Origin of the sequence: Flavobacterium panacagri, assembly GCF_030378165.1 — a bacterium.
Taxonomy (GTDB): Bacteria; Bacteroidota; Bacteroidia; order Flavobacteriales; family Flavobacteriaceae; genus Flavobacterium; species Flavobacterium panacagri.
This window is the reverse complement of the sequence record NZ_CP119766.1, coordinates 5861916-5882447: the sequence shown is the minus strand read 5'-3', so window position 1 is coordinate 5882447 and position 20532 is coordinate 5861916. Positions and strand designations below refer to the sequence as shown.

Sequence of the window (20532 nt, the reverse complement as noted above, 5' to 3'; positions counted from 1 at the left end):
TTTTTGTTTTAAAGTTCCGATAATCAGGTTTTTGAAAACAGATGAAATCGTGCTTTTTAAAATATAAAATACATGAATTTTGTTAAAAAACAGAAAGTGTTTTAAAACTAATTATCTGAAAGATGAATTATTAATAATGAAACTATATTTTTGTAATCAAAAAAAAAGTTATATCAATTTTACATGAAAACGAACCCGAATCAAAAGAACTCCTTAAAACATGTTCTTTTTGGAAGCCTTATTGGCACAACAATCGAATTTTTTGATTTTTATATTTATGCCAATGCTGCTGTATTGGTTTTTCCTCAATTATTTTTTCCTAGTGCAGATTCGACTATGGCAACATTGGAGTCTTTAGCAACATTTTCAATTGCATTTTTATCCCGTCCTTTGGGTTCTGCTTTTTTCGGACATTATGGAGATAAGATTGGTCGAAAATTTACTTTAGTTGCCGCTTTGTTAACTATGGGAATTTCTACAGTTACGATTGGTTTTCTGCCAAGTTATGAAAGTATTGGAGTTGCAGCACCTTTATTGTTAATGCTTTGCAGATTTGGACAAGGTGTTGGTTTAGGAGGCGAGTGGGGAGGAGCTGTTTTATTGGCTATAGAAAATGCGCCGCCAAATAAGCGTGCTTGGTACGGAATGTTTCCACAATTAGGAGCGCCAATTGGATTACTGCTTTCGGGAGGAACATTTTTACTTTTAACCGATTCGATGAGCAATGAAGATTTTATGGATTATGGCTGGAGAATTCCTTTCATTGCCAGTGCACTTCTAGTAATTGTTGGATTTTATATTAGAACAAAAATTACAGAGACACCTTCTTTCGAAAATTCTAAAAAAGAGCAGGAAGAAGTTAAAGTTCCTTTTCTGGAATTAGTAAAATCATATAAGAACCAATTGATTTTTGGAACTTTTGCAGCAATCACAACTTTCTTGGTTTTCTATTTGATGACTGTATTTACCTTAAGCTGGGCAACTTCAGATTTAGGAATCGTGAAAAGAGATGGATTGTTGATTCAGTTATTTTCTGTATTGTTTTTTGCACTTTTTATTCCAGTTTCTGCTGTAGTGGCAGATAAAATCGGACGCCGTAAAATGCTTATTCTGGCTACAGCTGCAATTGCTGTTTTTGGATTTTTCTTTGCTTATTTTTTAAGTACAGGAAACATTGCATTAGTAACCGTTTTTGCTTGTATCGGAATGTCTTTAATGGGATTTACTTACGGACCGCTAGGTACTTTTTTATCTGAATTATTTCCTACGAATGTTCGTTATTCTGGCGCATCATTAACATTTAATATGGCAGGGATTCTTGGGGCTGCTTTTGCGCCGATGATTGCTATTTGGTTAGCCAAGACATATGATGTGAGTTATGTGGGCTTTTATTTAGTTATTGCCGCATTGATATCTTTAATTTCATTTTTGGTTATTAGTAAAGACGAACATAAGTTTTAAAAGTCTAATTAAAATTCTGATAAGCATCAAGAATATAATTTTAAAAAAGTCCGCAATCTTTATTAGGAATTGCGGACTTTTTTTATCGTTTTAAACTAAAATGGCCTCTAAATTCAGTGCCGTTAAAACGTGTGGCTAAAAACCAATAATCTGACGCGGGCTCTAGATTTCCAAGATAAGTTCCATTCCAAGAAGTATTTGGAGCTAATTCTTTAATTAGCTTTCCGTAGCGATCATAGATTTTAATTCCCGTTCCTGGCGCTAAATAAGCAGCATCAATTGTCCAAATATCATTATAGCCGTCGCCATTTGGAGTAAAGAATTTTGGGAAAGGGAGTTCATCAACAAAATTAATACAATCGCCGGTTGTTACTCCAAGAATAGTAATGGAAACAGGAATTCTGTCACTTTCGCAATTGCTTATGGTTTGTGAAACATAATAAGTCATACCATTTTCAAGAAGTGTTGATTCTGATATAGAAGTGTTGGAAGAAATACTTTCGTACCATTTTTTACTTTGTCCAGAAACATCAATATCACTAATTTTTGCATTTTTTTGAATACAGAATATTTGTGGAGAATCTGCAATAGGAATTTGAGTATCCTGAATTTTGACGTTGACAGCGAATCTATCGCTTTCACAACTATTTAAAGTTTGTGCAGCATAGTAAACTGCGTTTTGTAATAAAGTAGTTTCTGGTAAAATATTTCCAGCTGTTGCGGAATCATACCATTTAATATTAGTTCCTGTTATGTTTAAATTTTCTAGGGTTGCAATTTCATCAATACAAAATTGCTGGCTGTTATTTCCAGTTGGTGCAGGAGTATCATGAACTTTTATCAAAATTGGAGTTCTGTCACCTTCACATCCAATTGTTTGAGAAGCGTAATACGTTCGATTATTTTCTAATAAAGTTGTATTAGGCAGGGGAGTTGCGGAAAAATTGGTATCGTACCATTTTAAATTTTGTCCATTCATTGGAATGTTTTCCAGCGTTGGATTTTCATTTTTGCAAAATTCTTGAGTTGGATTTCCTGATGGAACAGAGGGAGTATTTACAATTGAAACTCTAACTTCAAATCTAGGGCTTTCACAACTGTTTTCTGTTTGAGATGCATAATAGGTTTTACCATTTTCAAGATTTGTTGTTTCTGCTAATAAAGAACCATTTGTTGATGAATTATACCATTTTACCGAATTTCCAGTAACCTGAAGATTTGCAATTGTCGGGTTTTGTCCAGTGCAAAATTGTTGATTTGCATCTCCTGTTGGAGGGAAAGTAACCTGAATATTGATTTTTACAGGAACTCTGTCACTTTCACAACCGTTTATGGTTTGAGAAGCATAATAGGTGGCTTTGTCCTGGAGTAAAGTTGTGATTGGCACTAATGTTCCGCCAGTTAGATTACTGTACCATTTTACATTTTCTCCAGTAATTTGTATATCGTTTAATCCCGCATTTTGATCAACACAGAAAATTTGTAAAGGATCTGCTGATGGTAAAGGCTGGCCAGTAATAGTAACGATTTGGTTTTGGGTTGATGTATTTCCGTTTCCATCAGTATAGTTCCATATAATAGTATAATTTCCAGGTAAATTATAAGATAGTGGACTTGTGGTTGTTCCTGTGATTTGTCCAGCACAGGCATCAGTTGCAGTTGGTAAAGATGTTATAGTCGTATTACAGTCTCCAGTTATGATCGGAAGAATAGCTAAATTTGGAATTGGAGATTCAATGTCCCCAATAGTGACTTTTATTTTTAAAATATTATTGCATAAATCAGATCCTGTCAATGTACAAGTATATTCTCCATTATTTAGTGAATTTACATTTGTTATAATTGGATTCTGATCTGAAGAGGTAAAACCATTTGGGCCTGTCCATGTATATCCATTTCCACCAGAGGCTCTTAATTCAAGAGTTTTGCCAAAACAAATTGGTGAATTGCTAGAGATTGATGCATTAGAATCACAATCTTTAAATTTTACCAAAAAAGCATCTGCAGTGTTAGGTTGATAACTGATTTTATCAGGGTAGAGATTCTCTTGGTGAGTTCCTGGTGTAGCAATATTAGTTTTGCTATTAGTAGATCCACCTAAAAAAATATTGAAGTTATTATCAGCATATACTGTGGATGCATTATCTGCCATTTCTCCTCCAAAATAGGTTGCCCATTCTCTTTGTCCATTGGTATTGAATTTGACTAAATAAGATTTAGTTCCAGAGTTTTGAGTCTCTTGAAAAACATTTTCTGTTGCTTGAAAACCACTTTCTGCTCTCCCAGCAAAATAAATTGAGCCGCTTTTAGTAACAGATCCTCCTAAAATTTCTGGAAAAAAATAAGAACCCCATAATTTTTGTCCATTATTGTTAAATTTAATGAGGCATCCAGTACTGTAATTTCCTGAGCTTTCAATATAAGTTTCTTGAAAAACACCTGGGCTGCTAATATTGTTTACACTATTAGTTTTTCCGAAACAATAAATGTTGTAATCAGAATCTAAGCCTATATTATAAAAATAATCATTGTTTTCTCCTCCGAAGTAGGTTCCCCAAATACGATTTCCATCAGGAGTAAATTTTACTAAAAAACCATCATCTTTAATTATTGTCTCTTGATAAGAATGTTCAGTTGCTATATTATTAGGACTTCTTGAATATCCGAGAAAAATAATATTTCCGTCCGAATCAAATCCGCAATCATTTAAAACATCTAAATTATTACCTCCGTAATAGGTTGCCCACTGTTGTAAACCATCAGAATTAAATTTTGCTATAAAGCCATCAGTCGTACTATCTAACAAATTTCCCGCTGTTGTTTGATGTGCTCCAATGGTACTAATGCTTTCTTTGCTATTAGTTTCTCCACAAACATAAAAATTCTCGTTTGAGTCAATTAAGATGCTATTTATTGATTCATTTAGTAAACCGCCATAATAAGTTCCCCATTCTCTTACTCCATTAGAATCAAATTTTGCTATAAATCCATCAAAATAACCACTTTTTACGGGTTGATGACTTAATGGAGTAGCAATATTAGTAGGGCTTAAACTTCTGCCTGCTATAAAAATATTATTACTATTCGAAACCTTAATCTTTAAAATTTCATCTGTGTTGTTTCCGCCATAATAAGTTCCCCAAACCCTTGTTCCATCTGAATTGAATTTAACAAAATAGGAATCATAATTCATTTCTGCTAATAACGATGTTTGAAAAGCTCCACTTGAAGCAATATTATTTTTACTGTAAGTAGTTCCGGCCATGTAGACAAAATCATCTTTGCTGAAAAGCGATCTTGCATAATCAAGTTCTTCGCCACCATAATAAGTTCCCCAAAGTCTAGTTGGTACAGGATCAATAATTATTGTTTTACCAGAAACATCTTTCGGGGCATTAAATCCGTAAAGGTTTTTCTTAATTTTAATATATTCAACAGCTATCTCTTTTTTATTTTCTCCATCTTCAATCCAGCTTGCGGGAAGTGTTTCTTCTATTTTTCCAAAGCGAACATCCATTAGTATTTTGTTATTATCCAAATTGGTTTCGGCACCATTAAATTTTAATTTAATGTCAGAAATTTTTCCTTTTGGATGGATTACAAAATTATACTCAACCGTTTTTTTAGGGTCATCAGGAATTGTAAAAACAGCATCAATATTTGGATAAATGTTTTTATATGTTACTTGTTTGTATTGATGGACTCCAATAATTCCTTCTAGTTTATTTGGAATGTTATAATAGTTGTCAAAATCACCTGATTTTTGTTGGGTAACTAATTCTACATTAGGATTGGAGTTAGTAAAATCAATATCAATTCGATGAAAAATATATTCTAACTTAAATTCTTCTTTTCTTACATCTTCTTTTTCTGGAATTGAGTAAGGAAGCGTTTTTGCTGTATTTGAATTAATAACAGATACTCTCTTTACTTCATAAACATCATAAGAAAAGCCATTTGTTTTGAGTTGGACATTTAAACCGTTCGTGTTTAATAAATATTTAACAGCTGTGTTTAATTTTCCATTTTGATCTACAATTTGTCCTTTGTTTTCTTTAAAACCAATAGATTGATTTTTATTTTGAGAGAATAATGCAACTGTAACTAGTAGAAAAAGAAAAAGAAAAAGTAATTTTTGTTTCATTTGAGTAATTTGGGCTGAGACAAATGTAATTAAATGTTTACAATTTCAAATCAAAAAATCAAATGTAAAAAAGTCCCCAATAACCCGTATTTTTGCAAAAAAATAATTCCCTTTTGAAAACGAAAATTTTTGTAATTACACCGCCTTTTACCCAACTGAATACCCCGTATCCGGCAACGGCTTATATAAAAGGTTTTCTGAATACCAAAAATATAGAATCGGTTCAGGCTGATTTGGGTATTGATGTCATTTTGGAATTGTTTTCGAAGAAAGGACTTTCAGATTTGTTTGAAGTTTCAAGTTTTAGGTTTCAAGTTTCAGGTTCTGATGTTTCGGATAACTCGAAACGTATTTTTGCTTTACAGGATGAATACATCAAAACGATTGATTCTGTAATTCAGTTTTTACAGGGAAAAAATCCTACTTTGGCGTTGCAGATTTGTCAGGAAGATTTTCTGCCCGAGGCTTCTCGTTTTGCGCAGTTAGAAGAATTGGATTGGGCTTTTGGAACAATGGGAACTCAGGATAAAGCCAAACATTTGGCTACTTTATATCTTGAAGATATTTCAGATTTTATTGTAGAATGTGTCGATGAGAATTTTGGTTTCAGCCGTTATGCAGAACGCTTAGGACGAAGTGCCAATTCGTTTGATGAATTATATGCCGAACTTCAGAAAGAACCAACTTATATCGATTCCATTTTAATTTCACTTTTAAAAGCAAAAATCGAAGCGGTAAAACCAACCTTATTTTTAATTTCTGTTCCGTTTCCAGGAAATTTATATAGTGCATTTCGTTCTGCTCAATGGGTAAAACAAAATCATCCCGAAATTAAGATTTCGATGGGTGGGGGTTTTCCAAATACAGAATTACGTTCGCTTTCGGACAAACGTGTTTTTGAGTTTTTTGATTTTATTACTTTAGACGATGGCGAAGTTCCAATCGAGGAATTAATAGCCAATTTAGAAAATCCTGATTACAATTCTTATAAAAGAACTTTTCTATTAGAAAATGGAAAGGTAGTCTATAAAAATAATTCGTTAAAACACGATTATAAACAAGCTTATGTAGGTACTCCGGATTACTCAGATTTACCTTTGGATAAATATATTTCGGTTACAGAAATTGTAAATCCGATGCACAGAATGTGGAGTGATGGTCGCTGGAATAAACTCACAATGGCGCACGGCTGTTATTGGGGAAAATGTACTTTCTGCGATATTTCTTTAGATTATATAAAAGTGTACGAACCCGTTGTGGCAAGTCTGCTTTGCGATAGAATAGAAGAATTGATTGAAAAAACAGGTCAAAACGGATTTCACTTTGTAGACGAAGCGGCACCGCCAGCGTTAATGCGTGCTTTAGCTCTTGAAATCTTAAAAAGAAAACTAGCTGTAACCTGGTGGACAAATATTCGCTTCGAAAAAAGCTTCTCAAAAGATTTATGTCTCTTGTTAAAAGCTTCGGGTTGTATTGCCGTTTCTGGCGGTTTAGAAGTAGCTTCAGATCGATTACTTAAATTAATTGATAAAGGAGTTACAGTGGAACAAGTTGCCAAAGTAACACGAAATTTTACCGAAGCCGGAATTATGGTTCATGCTTATTTAATGTATGGATATCCAACGCAGACTATTCAGGAAACGGTTGATAGTTTAGAGATGGTTCGTCAATTATTTGAAGCTGGAGTTTTACAATCGGGTTTTTGGCATCAATTTGCTTTGACGGCTCATAGTCCCGTTGGGTTATATCCGGAACAATTTGGCGTGACCAAAAAAACAGAAAAGATTGGAACTTTTGCCAATAATGACATTGAATATACCGATGCAACAGGCATCAATCATGATAAATTTAGTTTCGGATTAAAGAAATCGCTTTTCAACTTCATGCATGGAATCTGTTTTGATTATGAACTTCAGGAATGGTTCGATTTTAAAATTCCGAAAACAAAAATTCATCCCGATTTTATTTTTAATGCACTTGAAGAACAAAATGATTTCAACACAAAACCAAATGCTAAAGTAGTTTGGTTGGGCGGAAAACCTTCGGCTGAACTTTTTACAAAATCAAAAAAAGGAAGAAGCTGGGAAATGATGTCTTTAACTTTTCATGATAAAAAAGAAAGTTTTGACATTCAGACTAGCAAAGAAGAAGGCGAATGGCTGATTTCGATTCTATCTAAAATTTCGATTTCAAAGACAAAAAACGTTACTTTTCAAGAAGTAAAAAATGATTTCGAAACATCGTTAGAAGATTTCGAATTATTTTGGTATTCAAAACCTATTAACACTTTACGCGAATTTGGATTATTAGTTTTATAAATTAATACTCCAAACATTCTCCATCTTTCGGAATAGCAGTTTTGTTTAGAAGTCCATGATCAGACAATGCCGTTTTTAATTGTAGTCTAGTCGTAGGACAATGATTTAAAGCTTCTAAATGATTGGCAAAAACTTTTCCTGGTGCAAGTGTAACAAATTTTAGAATATCATCCATTCGCATTAATAATGGTTGTCCGAAATCTAGTCTTGCTGTACCGCAAGCAACAATCGAAATATCTGGTTTTAATTGCGTCAAAACTTTTTCTACATGTTCTGTAAAAATGGTATCAGAACTAATATAAATTGATTTTTGATCAGCTAATTCGATATGAAATCCCATTACATTTCCCATTAATTTGGCAATAAAACCATAACCATGAATAGCTGGAATTCCAGTGATTTTTCCGTCGAGGAATTTTTGTGGTTCCCAATATTCTAAAGTTTGAATCACGCTGAGTCCGCGCTGTACAAGCGCTTTTTCATCTTTAGCACTACATATTACGGGAACACTTTTTCTTCTTAGAAATACTTCGCCTGCTTTATCAATATGATCGGGATGCAAATGCGTTATCAAACAATGCGTCACACGGCTTAAAATATCACGGCTATTTTTAGGCAGTGCTACCAGCGGATTTCGTTTGGGTTTATATCTGAAAATAGTAAAAGGCGGAATCGTTTTTCTTTTACCTAACATAGGATCCACTAAAATAACATGCTTTTCTGTTTCAATTACCAAAGTGGCATTTCGCAAGTGATGTAATTTCATATCGAGGAAATTTAGATATTAAAAATACGAAGTTTTTCGAAAATGTATTTACAGATTTTTCTTTATTTTTAGCAGAATTGTTATTTTACCCAATAGAAAACCTAAACCCAATTCCATGAAGGTTTTCGATAGAAATTCCGTCTTCATTGGCTAGAATTTTACGAAGACGAGAAATGAAAACATCCAAACTTCTTCCCATAAAATAATCATCGGTTCCCCATAAAGAAGTTAAGATTTGTTCACGCTTCAAAACGGAGTTTTTATGATCTAGAAAAAGTTTCAATAATTCGGCTTCACGTTGCGTTAGTCCGACTTTTTCTTCCTCATTAAAAAGAATAAAATTTTTAGTGTCAAACTGATATTTTCCAACTTCGTAAATGGTTTTTACCGGCGGAATATTTTTCTGTGAACGTTTTAAGAAAATCTCAATCTTCAAAAGCAATTCTTCAATACTGAAAGGTTTAACCAAATAATCATCGGCACCTAAACGAAGGCCTTTAATTCTGTCTTCTTTTAAGGTTTTTGCCGAAAGAAAGATAATTGGCACATCAATATCAATTTTTCGTACAGCTTGAGCCAAATCAAAACCGTCCATTTTTGGCATCATAATATCAAAAATACAGATGTCAAATTCTTCCTCTTCAAATATTTTTAATGCCGATTTTCCATCTGGACAATGAATTACATCATAATTATTCTGTTCCAAATTGTCTTTGGTTAAAAACGCAAGAGTTTCATCGTCTTCTGCATAAAGTATTTTGAAGTTTCTCATTTTTTATAAGGAATAGATAAAGTTATGGTAACACCTTTTTCTGTATTATTTTCGGCTTTTATTTTCCAGCTCTGAAGACTGCAAATTTCTTTGACGTAGTACAAGCCAAGACCAAATCCGTTGACTTCATTACTTTTTTCATTCTGAACGCGATAGAACTTATCAAAGATAAAAGATATTTTTTTAGGATTAATCCCAATTCCATTATCATTAAACTCCAGTTTTAAACAATTGTTTTCTTCTATGATTTTAATTTTGATTTCAGGTTTTTCATTGCAATATTTCACTGCATTGTCCAATAAATTATAAACCAGATTGCCAAAATGAAAAGAGTCTGTTTCTATTGAATATTTAGTGGATGCCGTTTCAATAGAAAGAGAAGCTTCAGGATATTTCAGCTTGATATTTTCTATCGCTTCTTCAATTATCGGAACAATTAAAACACTTTCCTTTTTAAGTTCTAGAGGCGTATAATCTGATTTGGCAATGTTTAAAATCTTTTCGATATGACCATTTAATTTATTTCCTTGATTGATGATAATATCCGTATAAGTATACAATTTTTTATCTTCTTTAATCGGCTTTTGTTCGATCAAATATTTGGAAGCAATCAGAATCGAAGCCAATGGCGTTTTAAACTCATGCGTCATATTATTAATGAAATCGCGCTGTAATTCGGAATATTTTTTCTGCTGTAAAAGTTTGAAGATAGAATAAACGTAAATCAGTAAAATTAAGATCAAAGCGGTTGAAAGGATAAACCAAAATCGCATGGAACTAAACAAATAAGTAGTTTCATTCGGAAAACGAACAGCGAAATAATATACCAGATTTTTGTGTTTTGGGAAATAAACAGTCTTTTTACATTCTGCTTTTTTCTTCGAAAGTGAAATATAATCGCCATAAATCATTTCATCGCTTTGACAATTGTACATGGCATATTCGAAATCGGTCGTGATATTCATTTTTTTGAATTCCGTCTTTAGATAAAACTCTAAAATTTCGGGTTCAAATTCATTATCAACATTTACAATATAATAGTCATTAGAAATTTTCTGAACCGGATTCTGAGCAGGCAGTTCATGATTCGTTCCTTCGTACAATTTTTTAGCTACTTCCAATAAGGCAATATGTGCCTTCTGACTCAGTTTTTTCTGTTCAATCGTAAAAGCCTCTTTTGTCCATAGCAATTGCGCTACCAATATACTAATGATGGCTACCAATCCTAAGAGGATGATACTGTTGAGTTTATTAATTTTCAAGAATATGGGATTTTGAGAGTGTAATATTAATGAATTTTAGCCTGAAAATAGCCGATTAACAAGTCATTAACAAACATTTGAAAGCGGTTAACAGCGATTCGGTTTTGTCTGAATTACCTTTGTAATATCAAAATGAACTACAAACCATTTTAAATATATCCGTTATGAAAATGATTAAAATTTCGATGTTAGCTTTGGCTTTAGGCCTAATGTCTTTTTCGGCAATTGCTCCGGTAAAATCCTTAGTTTCAGAAACTGCAATTTCAGAAACTACAGCTTCTACAATTGTTTGGAAAGCAGAAACAATTGATGTTGGACAAATCCCACAAGGAACTCCAAAAGCAATTGTTTACGAATTTAAAAATACTGGAAAAACAGCTGTAGTAATTACAAATGTTCAAGGTTCTTGCGGTTGTACTGCAACAGATTACACAAAAGAACCAATTCAGCCAGGTAAATCGGCTAAAGTTACTGCAACTTATAACGCAGCGAACAAAGGCGCTTTTACAAAAACAGTTACTGTAACTACAAGTGCAGAAACAACTCCAAAAATCCTTACATTAAAAGGTACAGTTATATAAGAATTTTTATTAGGTTGGTTATATGGCAAAAGCTCTAAACAAGAAATTGTTTGGAGCTTTTTATTTTTAGAGAATTTGCTGATAGCTTAAAAATGGCTTATTTAAGATTCAGTTTTTAAGATTTTGATTTAATAGAATTTTTTTTACTTTTAATAAAAATTCCTACTTATGAAAATTTGGTATACGCCCTTTATCGCAGTTGTTTTTTTGATCGTTTTTTCGTGTAATTCGAAAGCAGATAAAAAGGAAGAGAATTCAATAAAAACAGTTGAAAAGATTCCAGAATTAAAACTGACAATTGACAGTACACGCATTTCAAAGTTTTATGAGAATTACCCAAAACTGGATAAATTTAAAAATGATGTAGCTTCTTTATATCAAAAAAACAAATCAACTCAATTGTGGCAGGATAATAAAGGAGTGGTTGAGTTTGGAAATACTTTATTTAATCAGTACAAAAATTTAGATCAGGAAGGACTAAAAGCAAATTATCCTTATAAAGACGAATTAAATGCTGTTTTTGAAAATAATCCAGCCAAAAAACTATCTAAAGAAGATACGGATTTACTGCTTTCCAATTTGTATTACTATTATGGTGAGAAAGTGGGTGGTTTTGACGAAAAAACAGTACTTTCTTTAGAATGGCTTTTGCCTCGTAAAAAACTGAACTACCAAGTGCTTTCAGATTCTATCTTTAAAAAATCAACCATTTTGGATGATAAGAAAAGAAAGATGTTCAGTCAGTATTACAAACTTCGTGATGCTTTAAAAGAATACAGAGAAATCGAGAAAAAAGGTGGTTGGAAAATCATTGAAACAGGAGAAGAGTATAAAAGTCTGAAAGTAGGCGATTCGTCAAACGTAATTGCTCAAATTAGAGAAAGGCTTTTTGTAACCAAAGATCTAAAAGAAGACACTAAAAGTGCAGTTTGTGATACGGTTTTGATAAAAGCCATGAAAAATTACGAATTGCGTCACGGCTATGCTCCAAAAAATACTATTCTTTTAGAACATATAAACGATTTGAATATTCCAGTTTCAGAGCGAATCAAAACCATTATCGCTAATATGGAGCGTTGTCGTTGGATTGATCCTGAATTGGAAAAAGGTCAGAAATACATCGAAGTCAATATTCCAGAGTTTAAACTGTATATCATTGAAGACGGGAAAATTGCTTTTACTTCGGCAGTTGTTGTGGGTAAAGCGATGACCAAAACAGTTGTTTTCAGTGGTATGATGAGTAATATTGTTTTTAGTCCGTATTGGAATGTGCCACCGAGTATTATCAAATCGGAAATAAAACCCGGAATGGCAAGGGATAAAAATTATCTACAAAAGAAAAACTTAGAATGGAACAACGGCTCAGTTCGTCAGCTTCCTGGGAAAAATAATTCATTGGGATTAGTGAAATTCCTGTTTCCAAATTCAAGTAATATTTATTTACACGATACGCCTTCAAAAAGTTTGTTCGAAAGAGAAAGTAGAGCTTTCAGTCACGGTTGCGTACGTGTAGCAAAACCAAGAGAATTAGCAATCGAATTACTAAAAGTAGATCCAACTTGGAATCCTGCCAAAATTGACAAAGCCATGCATGCCGGAAAAGAAAGCTGGTATACATTGAAGAAAAAAGTTCCAGTTTATATTGGCTATTTTACAGCTTGGGTAGATCGTGACGGACAATTAAATTTCTATAAAGATATTTACCAAAGAGATGAAAGTTTATTAAAGCTTTTAACAGAAGAATAAAAGTTGATTTCGCGCAGATTTGAAAAGATTTAAGCAGATGCTCGCAGATTTATTTATTGCAGTGAGCAAAAAGATCAAATTAAATCTGCTCTAATCTGCAAAATCTGCGTGAAAAAATAATAATAAAATTATTTAGATAGAACATCAACACATTTATAAAAGCGTTTGGTATAATGTTCTGTATCAAGTGCTGTTATAGTAACTTGTTGTGCTTTTCCTGAAGAAGCATGAATAAATTTGGACTGCATTCCGTTTGCTTCGCAGATTATGCCAACGTGCCCCACAATATTTCTGTTTTTATATCCATAAAAAACTAAGACATCGCCGACTTTAAATTCTTCTGGTTTTAAAGCTGTTCCTAAATTTTTATATCCGCTTGAACTTCTAGGAAGTGTTTGGTTAAAGTGTTTAAAAACATAACTCACAAACCCCGAACAATCAAATCCTTTGTTTGGATCACTGCTAGCATATTTGTAGGGAATTCCTAAATATTGCTTGGCATAAGCAATAATAGAATCGCGATTTATTTCGGTCTGAATTTTAGCGTTCGGAACTATAATTTTCGGTTCTTTCTTTTTTACATTGAAAGAAGAAAGTAAAATAACAGGGAGTAAAAATAATAGTAGGCTCGATTTCATTTTTTTAGTCTTATATAAATTGAAACGCTAAAGATAAGTTGTTATTTTACTTTAAAAAGTACAAAAGCCCCCTAAAAAGTACGAATAAGCCTTGTTTTGCCACCAAATGATGTGTTTATGTGGTGTTTTTTTATTGCATTTTGACATTTTAGTATCTTTCTATATTCTTCCTTTCAAATATATTTGTGAATCGTATTTATATTTAACAATTAAATTATGTTTCTCAAAAAAATAGCTGTTTTAATTTCGTTTTTGCTGATTTCGGTTGTTTCGAATTCACAAAGTCAAAATTCAAATAAAACTTTTTTATACCAAGGCCGAGTTGATCAACTTCAAAATGATCAGGTTATCTTAATCGGAACAGCTTCTTCGGTGGTTTTTAATTTTACAGGAAATGAATGTTCAATTTCGCTTCAAAGCGTTGATTCTTATGAACATCATAATTATGTTCAGCTGGTTTTGGATGGAAAATATATTGGAAAAATCAAAATTGAAAAAGGAGCGGTTCAGTCTTTTCCAATCCAGGTGACTTCCAATAAAAAAGAGCATCGTTTAGAAATCTATAAAAATACAGAAGCCCAAAGCGGAAATATATTATTTGCTGGAACGACAGCGAAACTAATTCCGATTTCATTTAAGAAGAAAAAGAAAGTCGAATTCATTGGAGATTCTATTACTTGTGGTGCCGCGAGTGATCCATCTGATGTTCCTTGCGATAAAGGTGAATATATGGATCATCATAACGGTTATTATGCTTATGGGCCAACACTTTCTAGAGCGATTGATGTTGATTATTTAATGAGCTGTGTTTCTGGAATCGGGATGTACAGGAATTGGAATGATGAAAATAAAGAGGAAGCGATAATGCCGGATGTTTATCCTAATTTATATCTGACAAAAGACGCTTCAAAACCTAAATATGATTTTGCTTTTCAGCCCGATATCATCAGTATTGCTTTAGGAACAAATGATTTTTCTGGCGGAGATGGAAAGAAAGAGCGTCTGCCTTTTAATCCAGAAAAATATGTTTCGAATTATATCAACTTCATTAAAATGTTGTACAAACACAATCCAAAAGTGCAGATTGTAATTACAGACAGCCCAATGGTTGGCGGAGAAAGAGGAGTTGTTTTTGAAGACTGTCTTACTAAAGTTAAAAACGCTTTCGCGGATGATAAATCACACAAAACAATTCAGATTTTCAAATTTAAACCCATGACTCCAAATGGATGTTCAGGTCATCCGGATGTGGCAGATCACAAGGTTTTAGCAAACGAATATGCACCATTTTTAAAGAAACTGCTAAATGAAAAATAATATCTATAAGTTTGTTTTCTTTTTATTGATTTCCAGTACTATGATGGCAAACGTTTCGCTTCCGAATATTTTTAGTGATAATATGGTTTTACAACGCAATTCTGAAGTGAAAATTTGGGGTTGGGCGAATCCAAAAGAAGAAATTAAACTGGTTTCAAGCTGGAATAATCAAGAATATAAAACTGTTGCAAATAATCAGGCAAAATGGGAAATTACGATTAAAACTCCTGAAGCTGGAGGGCCTTTTACAATTTCTATAAAAGGTTACAATGAAGTAGTTTTAAAAAATATTTTGATTGGAGAAGTTTGGCTTTGTTCCGGACAATCGAATATGGAAATGTCTGTAAGCTGGGGAATTGATGATGGAGAAGAAGAAGCTAAAAATGCAACAAATCCAAACATTCGATTTTTTACGGTTCCTAAATTGACGGCAGAAAATCCCCAGAATAATTTATTGGGAAACTGGACAGAATCGACTCCTGAAACCATGAAATATTTTAGTGCTGTTGGTTACTTTTTTGCCAAACGACTGCGCGAAGATTTAAAAAATGTTCCCATCGGATTAATATCTTCCAATTGGGGCGGAACTCCCGCTGAAATCTGGATGCCAGCAGAAGTCGTAAACAACGATCCAATTTTATTAGAAAATGCTAAAAAACTTAACGAACAGGAATATGGTCCAAGACAACCCGGGCGTGCTTACAATGCGATGATTTATCCAATTGCTGGATTTAAAATTGCGGGAACGCTTTGGTATCAGGGAGAATCGAATGTGGGTTCTTTGGTTTATGACAAAACATTAGGTGCATTAATTACTTCATGGAGAAAAGAATGGAAAGACGATTTTCCGTTTTATTATGTTCAGATTGCACCTTTTAAAACAGGATCGAATAATTTTTCGAATGTCACGATTAGAGATTCACAGAGAAAATTATTGAAAGAAGTTTCAAAAACGGGAATGGTTGTGATTAGTGATATTTCGGATACGATTGATATTCATCCAAAAAATAAAAAATCGGTTGGAATTCGTTTGGCGAATTTAGCTTTAGCCGATACTTATAAAATAAACTCAAATTTGGTAAATAGTCCTCTTTTTAAAAGCCTTAAAATTGAGAAAAACAAACTTATTGTTTCTTTTGATTATGGAGATGGACTTTATTTTAAGGATAAAAAATCGAATCAATTTGAAGTTGCGGGAGCAGATGGAGTTTTCTATCCTGCTGAAGCTTCAATTAAAAATAACGAAGTGATTTTGACAAGTAAAAAAGTGGCTTCTCCGGCAAAAGTGAGATTTGCATGGGGGAACACAACGCAATCAGATTTGTTTAATAAAGCGAACCTGCCTGCTTCTTGTTTTACAACAGAATGATTTTAGATTTTAGATTTTTTTGTCATTTCGACTGAAAGGAGAAATCACACTCGGAATTCGACAAAGATTGGCGAAGTTCTGTGTGGAGTTTCTAGTGTGATCCTTCGTTCCTCAGGATGACAAGATAACCAAAAAACGCTCTTTTGAAACCGTTCGCGTGAGGGATAGAAGTGGAAAGCCCACAGTCTCGTCAGAATGACGAGACGAGGACTTGAAACGGATAGCCCGACCCGCCTTTTTCGGCGGGACACGCCCAAAAAAAGAAACTTAGTATCTCAGTATCTTAGAACCTTAGCAACTTAAAAAGAACTAACTAAACCACACATATGAAAAATAAAAAAATAATATTTATTGGGGTCTTTTCCCTTTTTACGATTGGAAATATGAATGCACAAAAAAAGCCGTATCTGGATAAGAATAAAACTGTTGAGCAGCGTATCGATTTGCTTTTGCCGTTAATGACACTTGAGGAAAAGGTAGGACAGATGAATCAATATAATGGTTTTTGGGATGTTACGGGACCAGCACCAAAAGGTGGATCAGCCGAATTAAAATACGAACATTTAAGAAAAGGATTAGTCGGATCAATGCTGACAGTGCGAGGCGTGAAAGAAGTTCGTTCCGTACAGAAAATTGCGGTAGAAGAAACCCGTTTAGGAATTCCGCTTATTATTGGTTTTGACGTAATACATGGTTATAAAACGTTAAGCCCGATTCCGCTGGCTGAAGCGGCGAGCTGGGATTTGGAAGCGATTAAAAAATCGGCGGCGATTGCGGCTGATGAAGCTTCGGCGTCTGGGATTAACTGGACTTTTGGACCAAATGTCGATGTGGCAAATGATGCACGTTGGGGACGTGTGATGGAAGGTGCGGGTGAAGATCCGTATTTAGGAAGTAAAGTGGGTTATGCACGTGTGAAAGGTTTTCAAGGAGAAACTGTTGCAGATTTGGCTAAAGTAAATACGATTGCGGCTTGTGCGAAACACTTTGCGGCTTACGGTTATGTTGAAGCGGGATTGGAATATAATATTGTGGATATCAGTAATTCTAAATTGTACAATTCGGTTTTGCCTCCTTTTAAAGCGACTGTTGATGCTGGAGTTCGTACGTTTATGAATTCATTTAATACTTTGAATGGTGTTCCTGCGACTGGAAATGCCTTTTTACAAAGAGATATTTTAAAAGGAAAATGGAAGTTTGACGGATTTGTAATTTCTGATTACGCTTCGATTCGTGAAATGATTGCGCACGGTTATGCAAAAGACGAAGCTGATGCAACGGCTAAAGCGGTAATCGCTGGTTCTGATATGGATATGGAATCGTATTTATATGTAGCAAAGCTTGTTGATTTAGTAAAATCGGGAAAAGTAAAAGAAGCTTTGGTTGATGATGCTGTCCGAAGAATTTTGCGCGTGAAATTTGAATTGGGATTATTTGATGATCCTTACAGATATTGTGATGAAAAACGCGAGAAAGAAGTGGTTGGAAGTAAAGCTAATAACGATGGCGTTTTGGATATGGCGAAGAAATCGATCGTTTTATTGAAGAACGAAAAGAATTTGCTTCCGCTAAAGAAATCTGGACAGAAAATCGCTTTGATTGGCGCTTTAGCAAATGATAAAAACAGCCCGCTGGGAAGCTGGAGAATTGCAGCGTCTGATGATACTGCGGTTTCGGTTTTAGAAGGAATGCAGCAATACAAAGACAATCAACTTACTTTTGAAAAAGGAGTTGATTTATTGAAACAAAAAGCAACTTTCTTAACTGAAACAGTTTTTAATACAACAGATAAAAGCGGCTTTGAAGCTGCAAAATCAGCAGCAAAAAATGCTGATGTTGTCGTAATGGTTTTAGGAGAATACGGTTTCCAAAGTGGTGAGGGAAGGAGTAGAACGGATTTGAATTTACCAGGTTTACAACAAGAATTATTAGAGGAAATTTATAAGGTAAATCCAAATGTAGTTTTGGTTTTAAATAACGGTCGTCCGTTGAGTATTCCTTGGGCAGCAGAAAATGTTCCAGCAATTGTAGAAGCTTGGCATTTGGGAACTCAGGCAGGAAATGCGGTTGCGCAGGTTTTATACGGAGATTACAATCCGAGCGGGAAACTGCCAATGTCGTTTCCTAGAAATGTAGGTCAGGTGCCAATTTATTATAACAAATACAGTACAGGAAGACCAATTGACAGCGATAAAAATGTGTTCTGGTCGCATTATATGGATGTAGAGAAAACGCCTCAGTTTCCGTTTGGTTTTGGATTGAGCTATACTAAATTCGATTATAAAAACCTAAAAGTTAATAAAACTGCTTTCGCTAAAGGAGAAAAAGTTGAGGTTAGTATTGAGGTAACTAATTCTGGAAATTTTGATGGAAAAGAAGTGGTGCAATTGTATATTCATGATGAGTTTGCAAGCATCATTCGTCCAATTAAGGAATTAAAAGGTTTTGAATTGGTTAACTTGAAAAAAGGAGAAACGAAAAAAGTAAACTTTACTTTAACGGATAAAGAATTAGGTTTTTATGATAACGAAGGAAATTATTTAGTAGAGCCGGGAACTTTCAAAATCATGGTTGGAGGAAGTTCTGATAAAGGTTTGCAAAGTGGTTTTGAGATAAAAGAATAGAAGGGTTTTTGCCGCAAAGGCACTAAGGCACAAAGTTTTTTTTGGCCACGAATTCACTAATTTTTCAATAGCCCCTAGCTTTAGCTAGGGGGAATATGATTGAATAGAAAAAGGCTTTAGCCGAACTTTAAAGTTTGGCTAAAGCCTTTTTGATTGCGTTTATATTTTCATCCAGCTAAAGCTGGACGCTATTGAATATTATTATGCAGAAAAAATTAGAGCGGCAAGAATATGTTCTTTGTTTAATTCCGGAAAATCTTCAATAATTTGTTCAAAAGACATTCCTGTAGAAAGCCACGAAAGAATATCTGAAACACAAATTCTCGTTCCTGTTATGATAGGCTTACCAAATCTGATATCAGAATCTATCGAAATTAAATTTTGCCAATTATTATTCATAATTTTAAATTTTAAACAAATTTGCAAAATTAAAAATGAATTAGATTTTTAATTTCCTCTCGCAGATTGAGCAAATTAGGAAGATTTTTTTATCTCCTAAATCAGCAAAATCTGCGGGAGTTTTTTGTATTTTTAAAATCTATTAAACCTCCAACTTATAAATTAAAACAATGAAATATAACAGATGTGGGAAAAGCGGATTGCTACTTCCAGAGATTTCTTTAGGATTATGGCATAACTTCGGATCAGTAGATAATTTTGATAATGCCGAAAGTATTGCTGTAGAGGCTTTTGATAAAGGAATTACACATTATGATTTAGCCAATAATTATGGACCTGTTCCAGGTTCTGCTGAAACTAATTTTGGTAAAATTTTGTGGCATAATTTTCAAGGAAATCTGCGTGATGAAATTATAATTTCGACTAAGGCTGGTTACACTATGTGGGATGGTCCTTATGGCGACTGGGGTTCAAGAAAATATTTGCTTTCAAGTTTAGATCAGAGTTTAAAGAGAATGAAAGTCGATTATGTCGATATTTTTTATTCGCATCGTCCAGATCCTGAAACGCCAATCGAAGAAACTATGATGGCTTTAGATTATGCTGTTAGAAGTGGAAAGGCTTTATACGTTGGAATCAGCAATTATTCGGCAGAACAGACTCGAGTTGCTGTTGATGTTTTAAAGCAATTAGGAACGCCTTGTTTGATTCATCAGGCTAAATATTCGATGTTGCAGCGTTGGGTTGAAGATGGTTTGCTTGATGTGCTAGAAGAAAAAGGAGTAGGTTGCATTGCTTTTTCGCCTTTGGCACAGGGACTTTTGACGGATAAATATTTAAATGGAATTCCAGAAAATTCAAGAGCACATAATCCAAACGGACATTTGAGAGAAGATGAGGTTACGGAGGAAAGAATTCAGAAATTGATTCAGCTGAATGAAATTGCTCAAAATCGAAATCAGTCTTTGGCACAAATGGCTTTGGCTTGGCTGCAAAAAGATAAACGAATTACATCGGTTTTAATCGGTGCAAGTTCTGTGAAACAATTGTGTAATAATATTGATTGTCTTCAGAATACTGATTTTACGGCTGATGAATTGAATGCGATTGAGAAGATATTAGCTTAATAGTAACC

At 33.8% G+C, this 20532-nt stretch carries 14 protein-coding genes; 8 read left to right on the top strand and 6 right to left on the bottom strand.

Features of this window, described 5'->3' with window-relative positions:
- Positions 1-183: 183 nt before the first annotated feature.
- Positions 184-1461: an MFS transporter gene (locus tag P2W65_RS24915; RefSeq protein WP_289662404.1), complete on the top strand. Its 1278-nt coding sequence runs from the start codon at positions 184-186 to the stop codon at positions 1459-1461.
- A gap of 82 nt (positions 1462-1543) precedes the next feature.
- Here the strand turns inward: P2W65_RS24915 and P2W65_RS24910 are convergent, their stop codons facing one another.
- Positions 1544-5605 (bottom strand): DUF7948 domain-containing protein, encoded by a 4062-nt coding sequence (locus P2W65_RS24910; protein ID WP_289662403.1) that lies wholly within the window; start codon positions 5603-5605, stop codon positions 1544-1546.
- A gap of 113 nt (positions 5606-5718) precedes the next feature.
- Between P2W65_RS24910 and P2W65_RS24905 the strand changes: the two genes are divergently transcribed.
- Positions 5719-7923 carry a B12-binding domain-containing radical SAM protein gene (locus P2W65_RS24905; RefSeq protein ID WP_289662401.1) on the top strand — a complete coding sequence of 735 codons (2205 nt, stop codon included), beginning with the start codon at positions 5719-5721 and terminating at the stop codon, positions 7921-7923.
- Position 7924: 1 nt separating this feature from the next.
- Here the strand turns inward: P2W65_RS24905 and P2W65_RS24900 are convergent, their stop codons facing one another.
- From P2W65_RS24900 to P2W65_RS24890, 3 genes are all read right to left on the bottom strand, one after another.
- A complete protein-coding gene (locus P2W65_RS24900; RefSeq protein ID WP_289662399.1) occupies positions 7925-8689 on the bottom strand; it encodes an MBL fold metallo-hydrolase in 765 nt (254 codons plus the stop codon).
- Positions 8690-8774: 85 nt separating this feature from the next.
- A complete protein-coding gene (locus P2W65_RS24895; protein ID WP_289662398.1) occupies positions 8775-9461 on the bottom strand; it encodes a response regulator transcription factor in 687 nt (228 codons plus the stop codon).
- Entirely contained in the window at positions 9458-10723 is a 1266-nt protein-coding gene (locus P2W65_RS24890) for a sensor histidine kinase (RefSeq protein ID WP_289662397.1), read from the bottom strand. The genes P2W65_RS24895 and P2W65_RS24890 overlap by 4 nt, the downstream gene beginning before the upstream one ends.
- Before the next feature lie 164 nt (positions 10724-10887).
- Here P2W65_RS24890 and P2W65_RS24885 point away from each other — a divergent pair, with 164 nt between their 5' ends.
- Positions 10888-11304 (top strand): DUF1573 domain-containing protein, encoded by a 417-nt coding sequence (locus P2W65_RS24885; RefSeq protein ID WP_179002328.1) that lies wholly within the window; start codon positions 10888-10890, stop codon positions 11302-11304.
- Between the two features lie 168 nt (positions 11305-11472).
- On the top strand, positions 11473-13050 hold the full coding sequence (locus tag P2W65_RS24880) for a L,D-transpeptidase family protein (protein WP_289662396.1): 1578 nt from the start codon (positions 11473-11475) through the stop codon (positions 13048-13050).
- Positions 13051-13178: 128 nt separating this feature from the next.
- Here P2W65_RS24880 and P2W65_RS24875 read toward each other — a convergent pair whose 3' ends face one another.
- A complete protein-coding gene (locus P2W65_RS24875; protein WP_289662395.1) occupies positions 13179-13688 on the bottom strand; it encodes a C40 family peptidase in 510 nt (169 codons plus the stop codon).
- A 216-nt stretch (positions 13689-13904) separates the two neighbouring features.
- On the opposite strand from P2W65_RS24875, the gene P2W65_RS24870 reads away from it, so the two are divergent.
- The 3 genes from P2W65_RS24870 (at position 13905) to bglX (ending at position 18998) form a co-directional block, all read left to right on the top strand.
- Positions 13905-15005, top strand: coding sequence for an SGNH/GDSL hydrolase family protein (locus P2W65_RS24870; protein WP_289662394.1), 1101 nt, complete (start codon positions 13905-13907; stop codon positions 15003-15005).
- Entirely contained in the window at positions 14995-16374 is a 1380-nt protein-coding gene (locus P2W65_RS24865) for a sialate O-acetylesterase (protein ID WP_289662393.1), read from the top strand. Before P2W65_RS24870 ends, P2W65_RS24865 begins: the two co-directional genes overlap by 11 nt.
- A gap of 326 nt (positions 16375-16700) precedes the next feature.
- Complete coding sequence (bglX, locus tag P2W65_RS24860; RefSeq protein ID WP_289662392.1) at positions 16701-18998, top strand: beta-glucosidase BglX; 2298 nt, start codon at positions 16701-16703, stop codon at positions 18996-18998.
- Between the two features lie 201 nt (positions 18999-19199).
- Here bglX and P2W65_RS24855 read toward each other — a convergent pair whose 3' ends face one another.
- On the bottom strand, positions 19200-19397 hold the full coding sequence (locus tag P2W65_RS24855) for a DUF433 domain-containing protein (protein WP_289662391.1): 198 nt from the start codon (positions 19395-19397) through the stop codon (positions 19200-19202).
- Between the two features lie 170 nt (positions 19398-19567).
- Between P2W65_RS24855 and P2W65_RS24850 the strand changes: the two genes are divergently transcribed.
- Positions 19568-20524 carry an aldo/keto reductase gene (locus P2W65_RS24850; protein ID WP_289662390.1) on the top strand — a complete coding sequence of 319 codons (957 nt, stop codon included), beginning with the start codon at positions 19568-19570 and terminating at the stop codon, positions 20522-20524.
- Positions 20525-20532 lie beyond the last annotated feature (8 nt).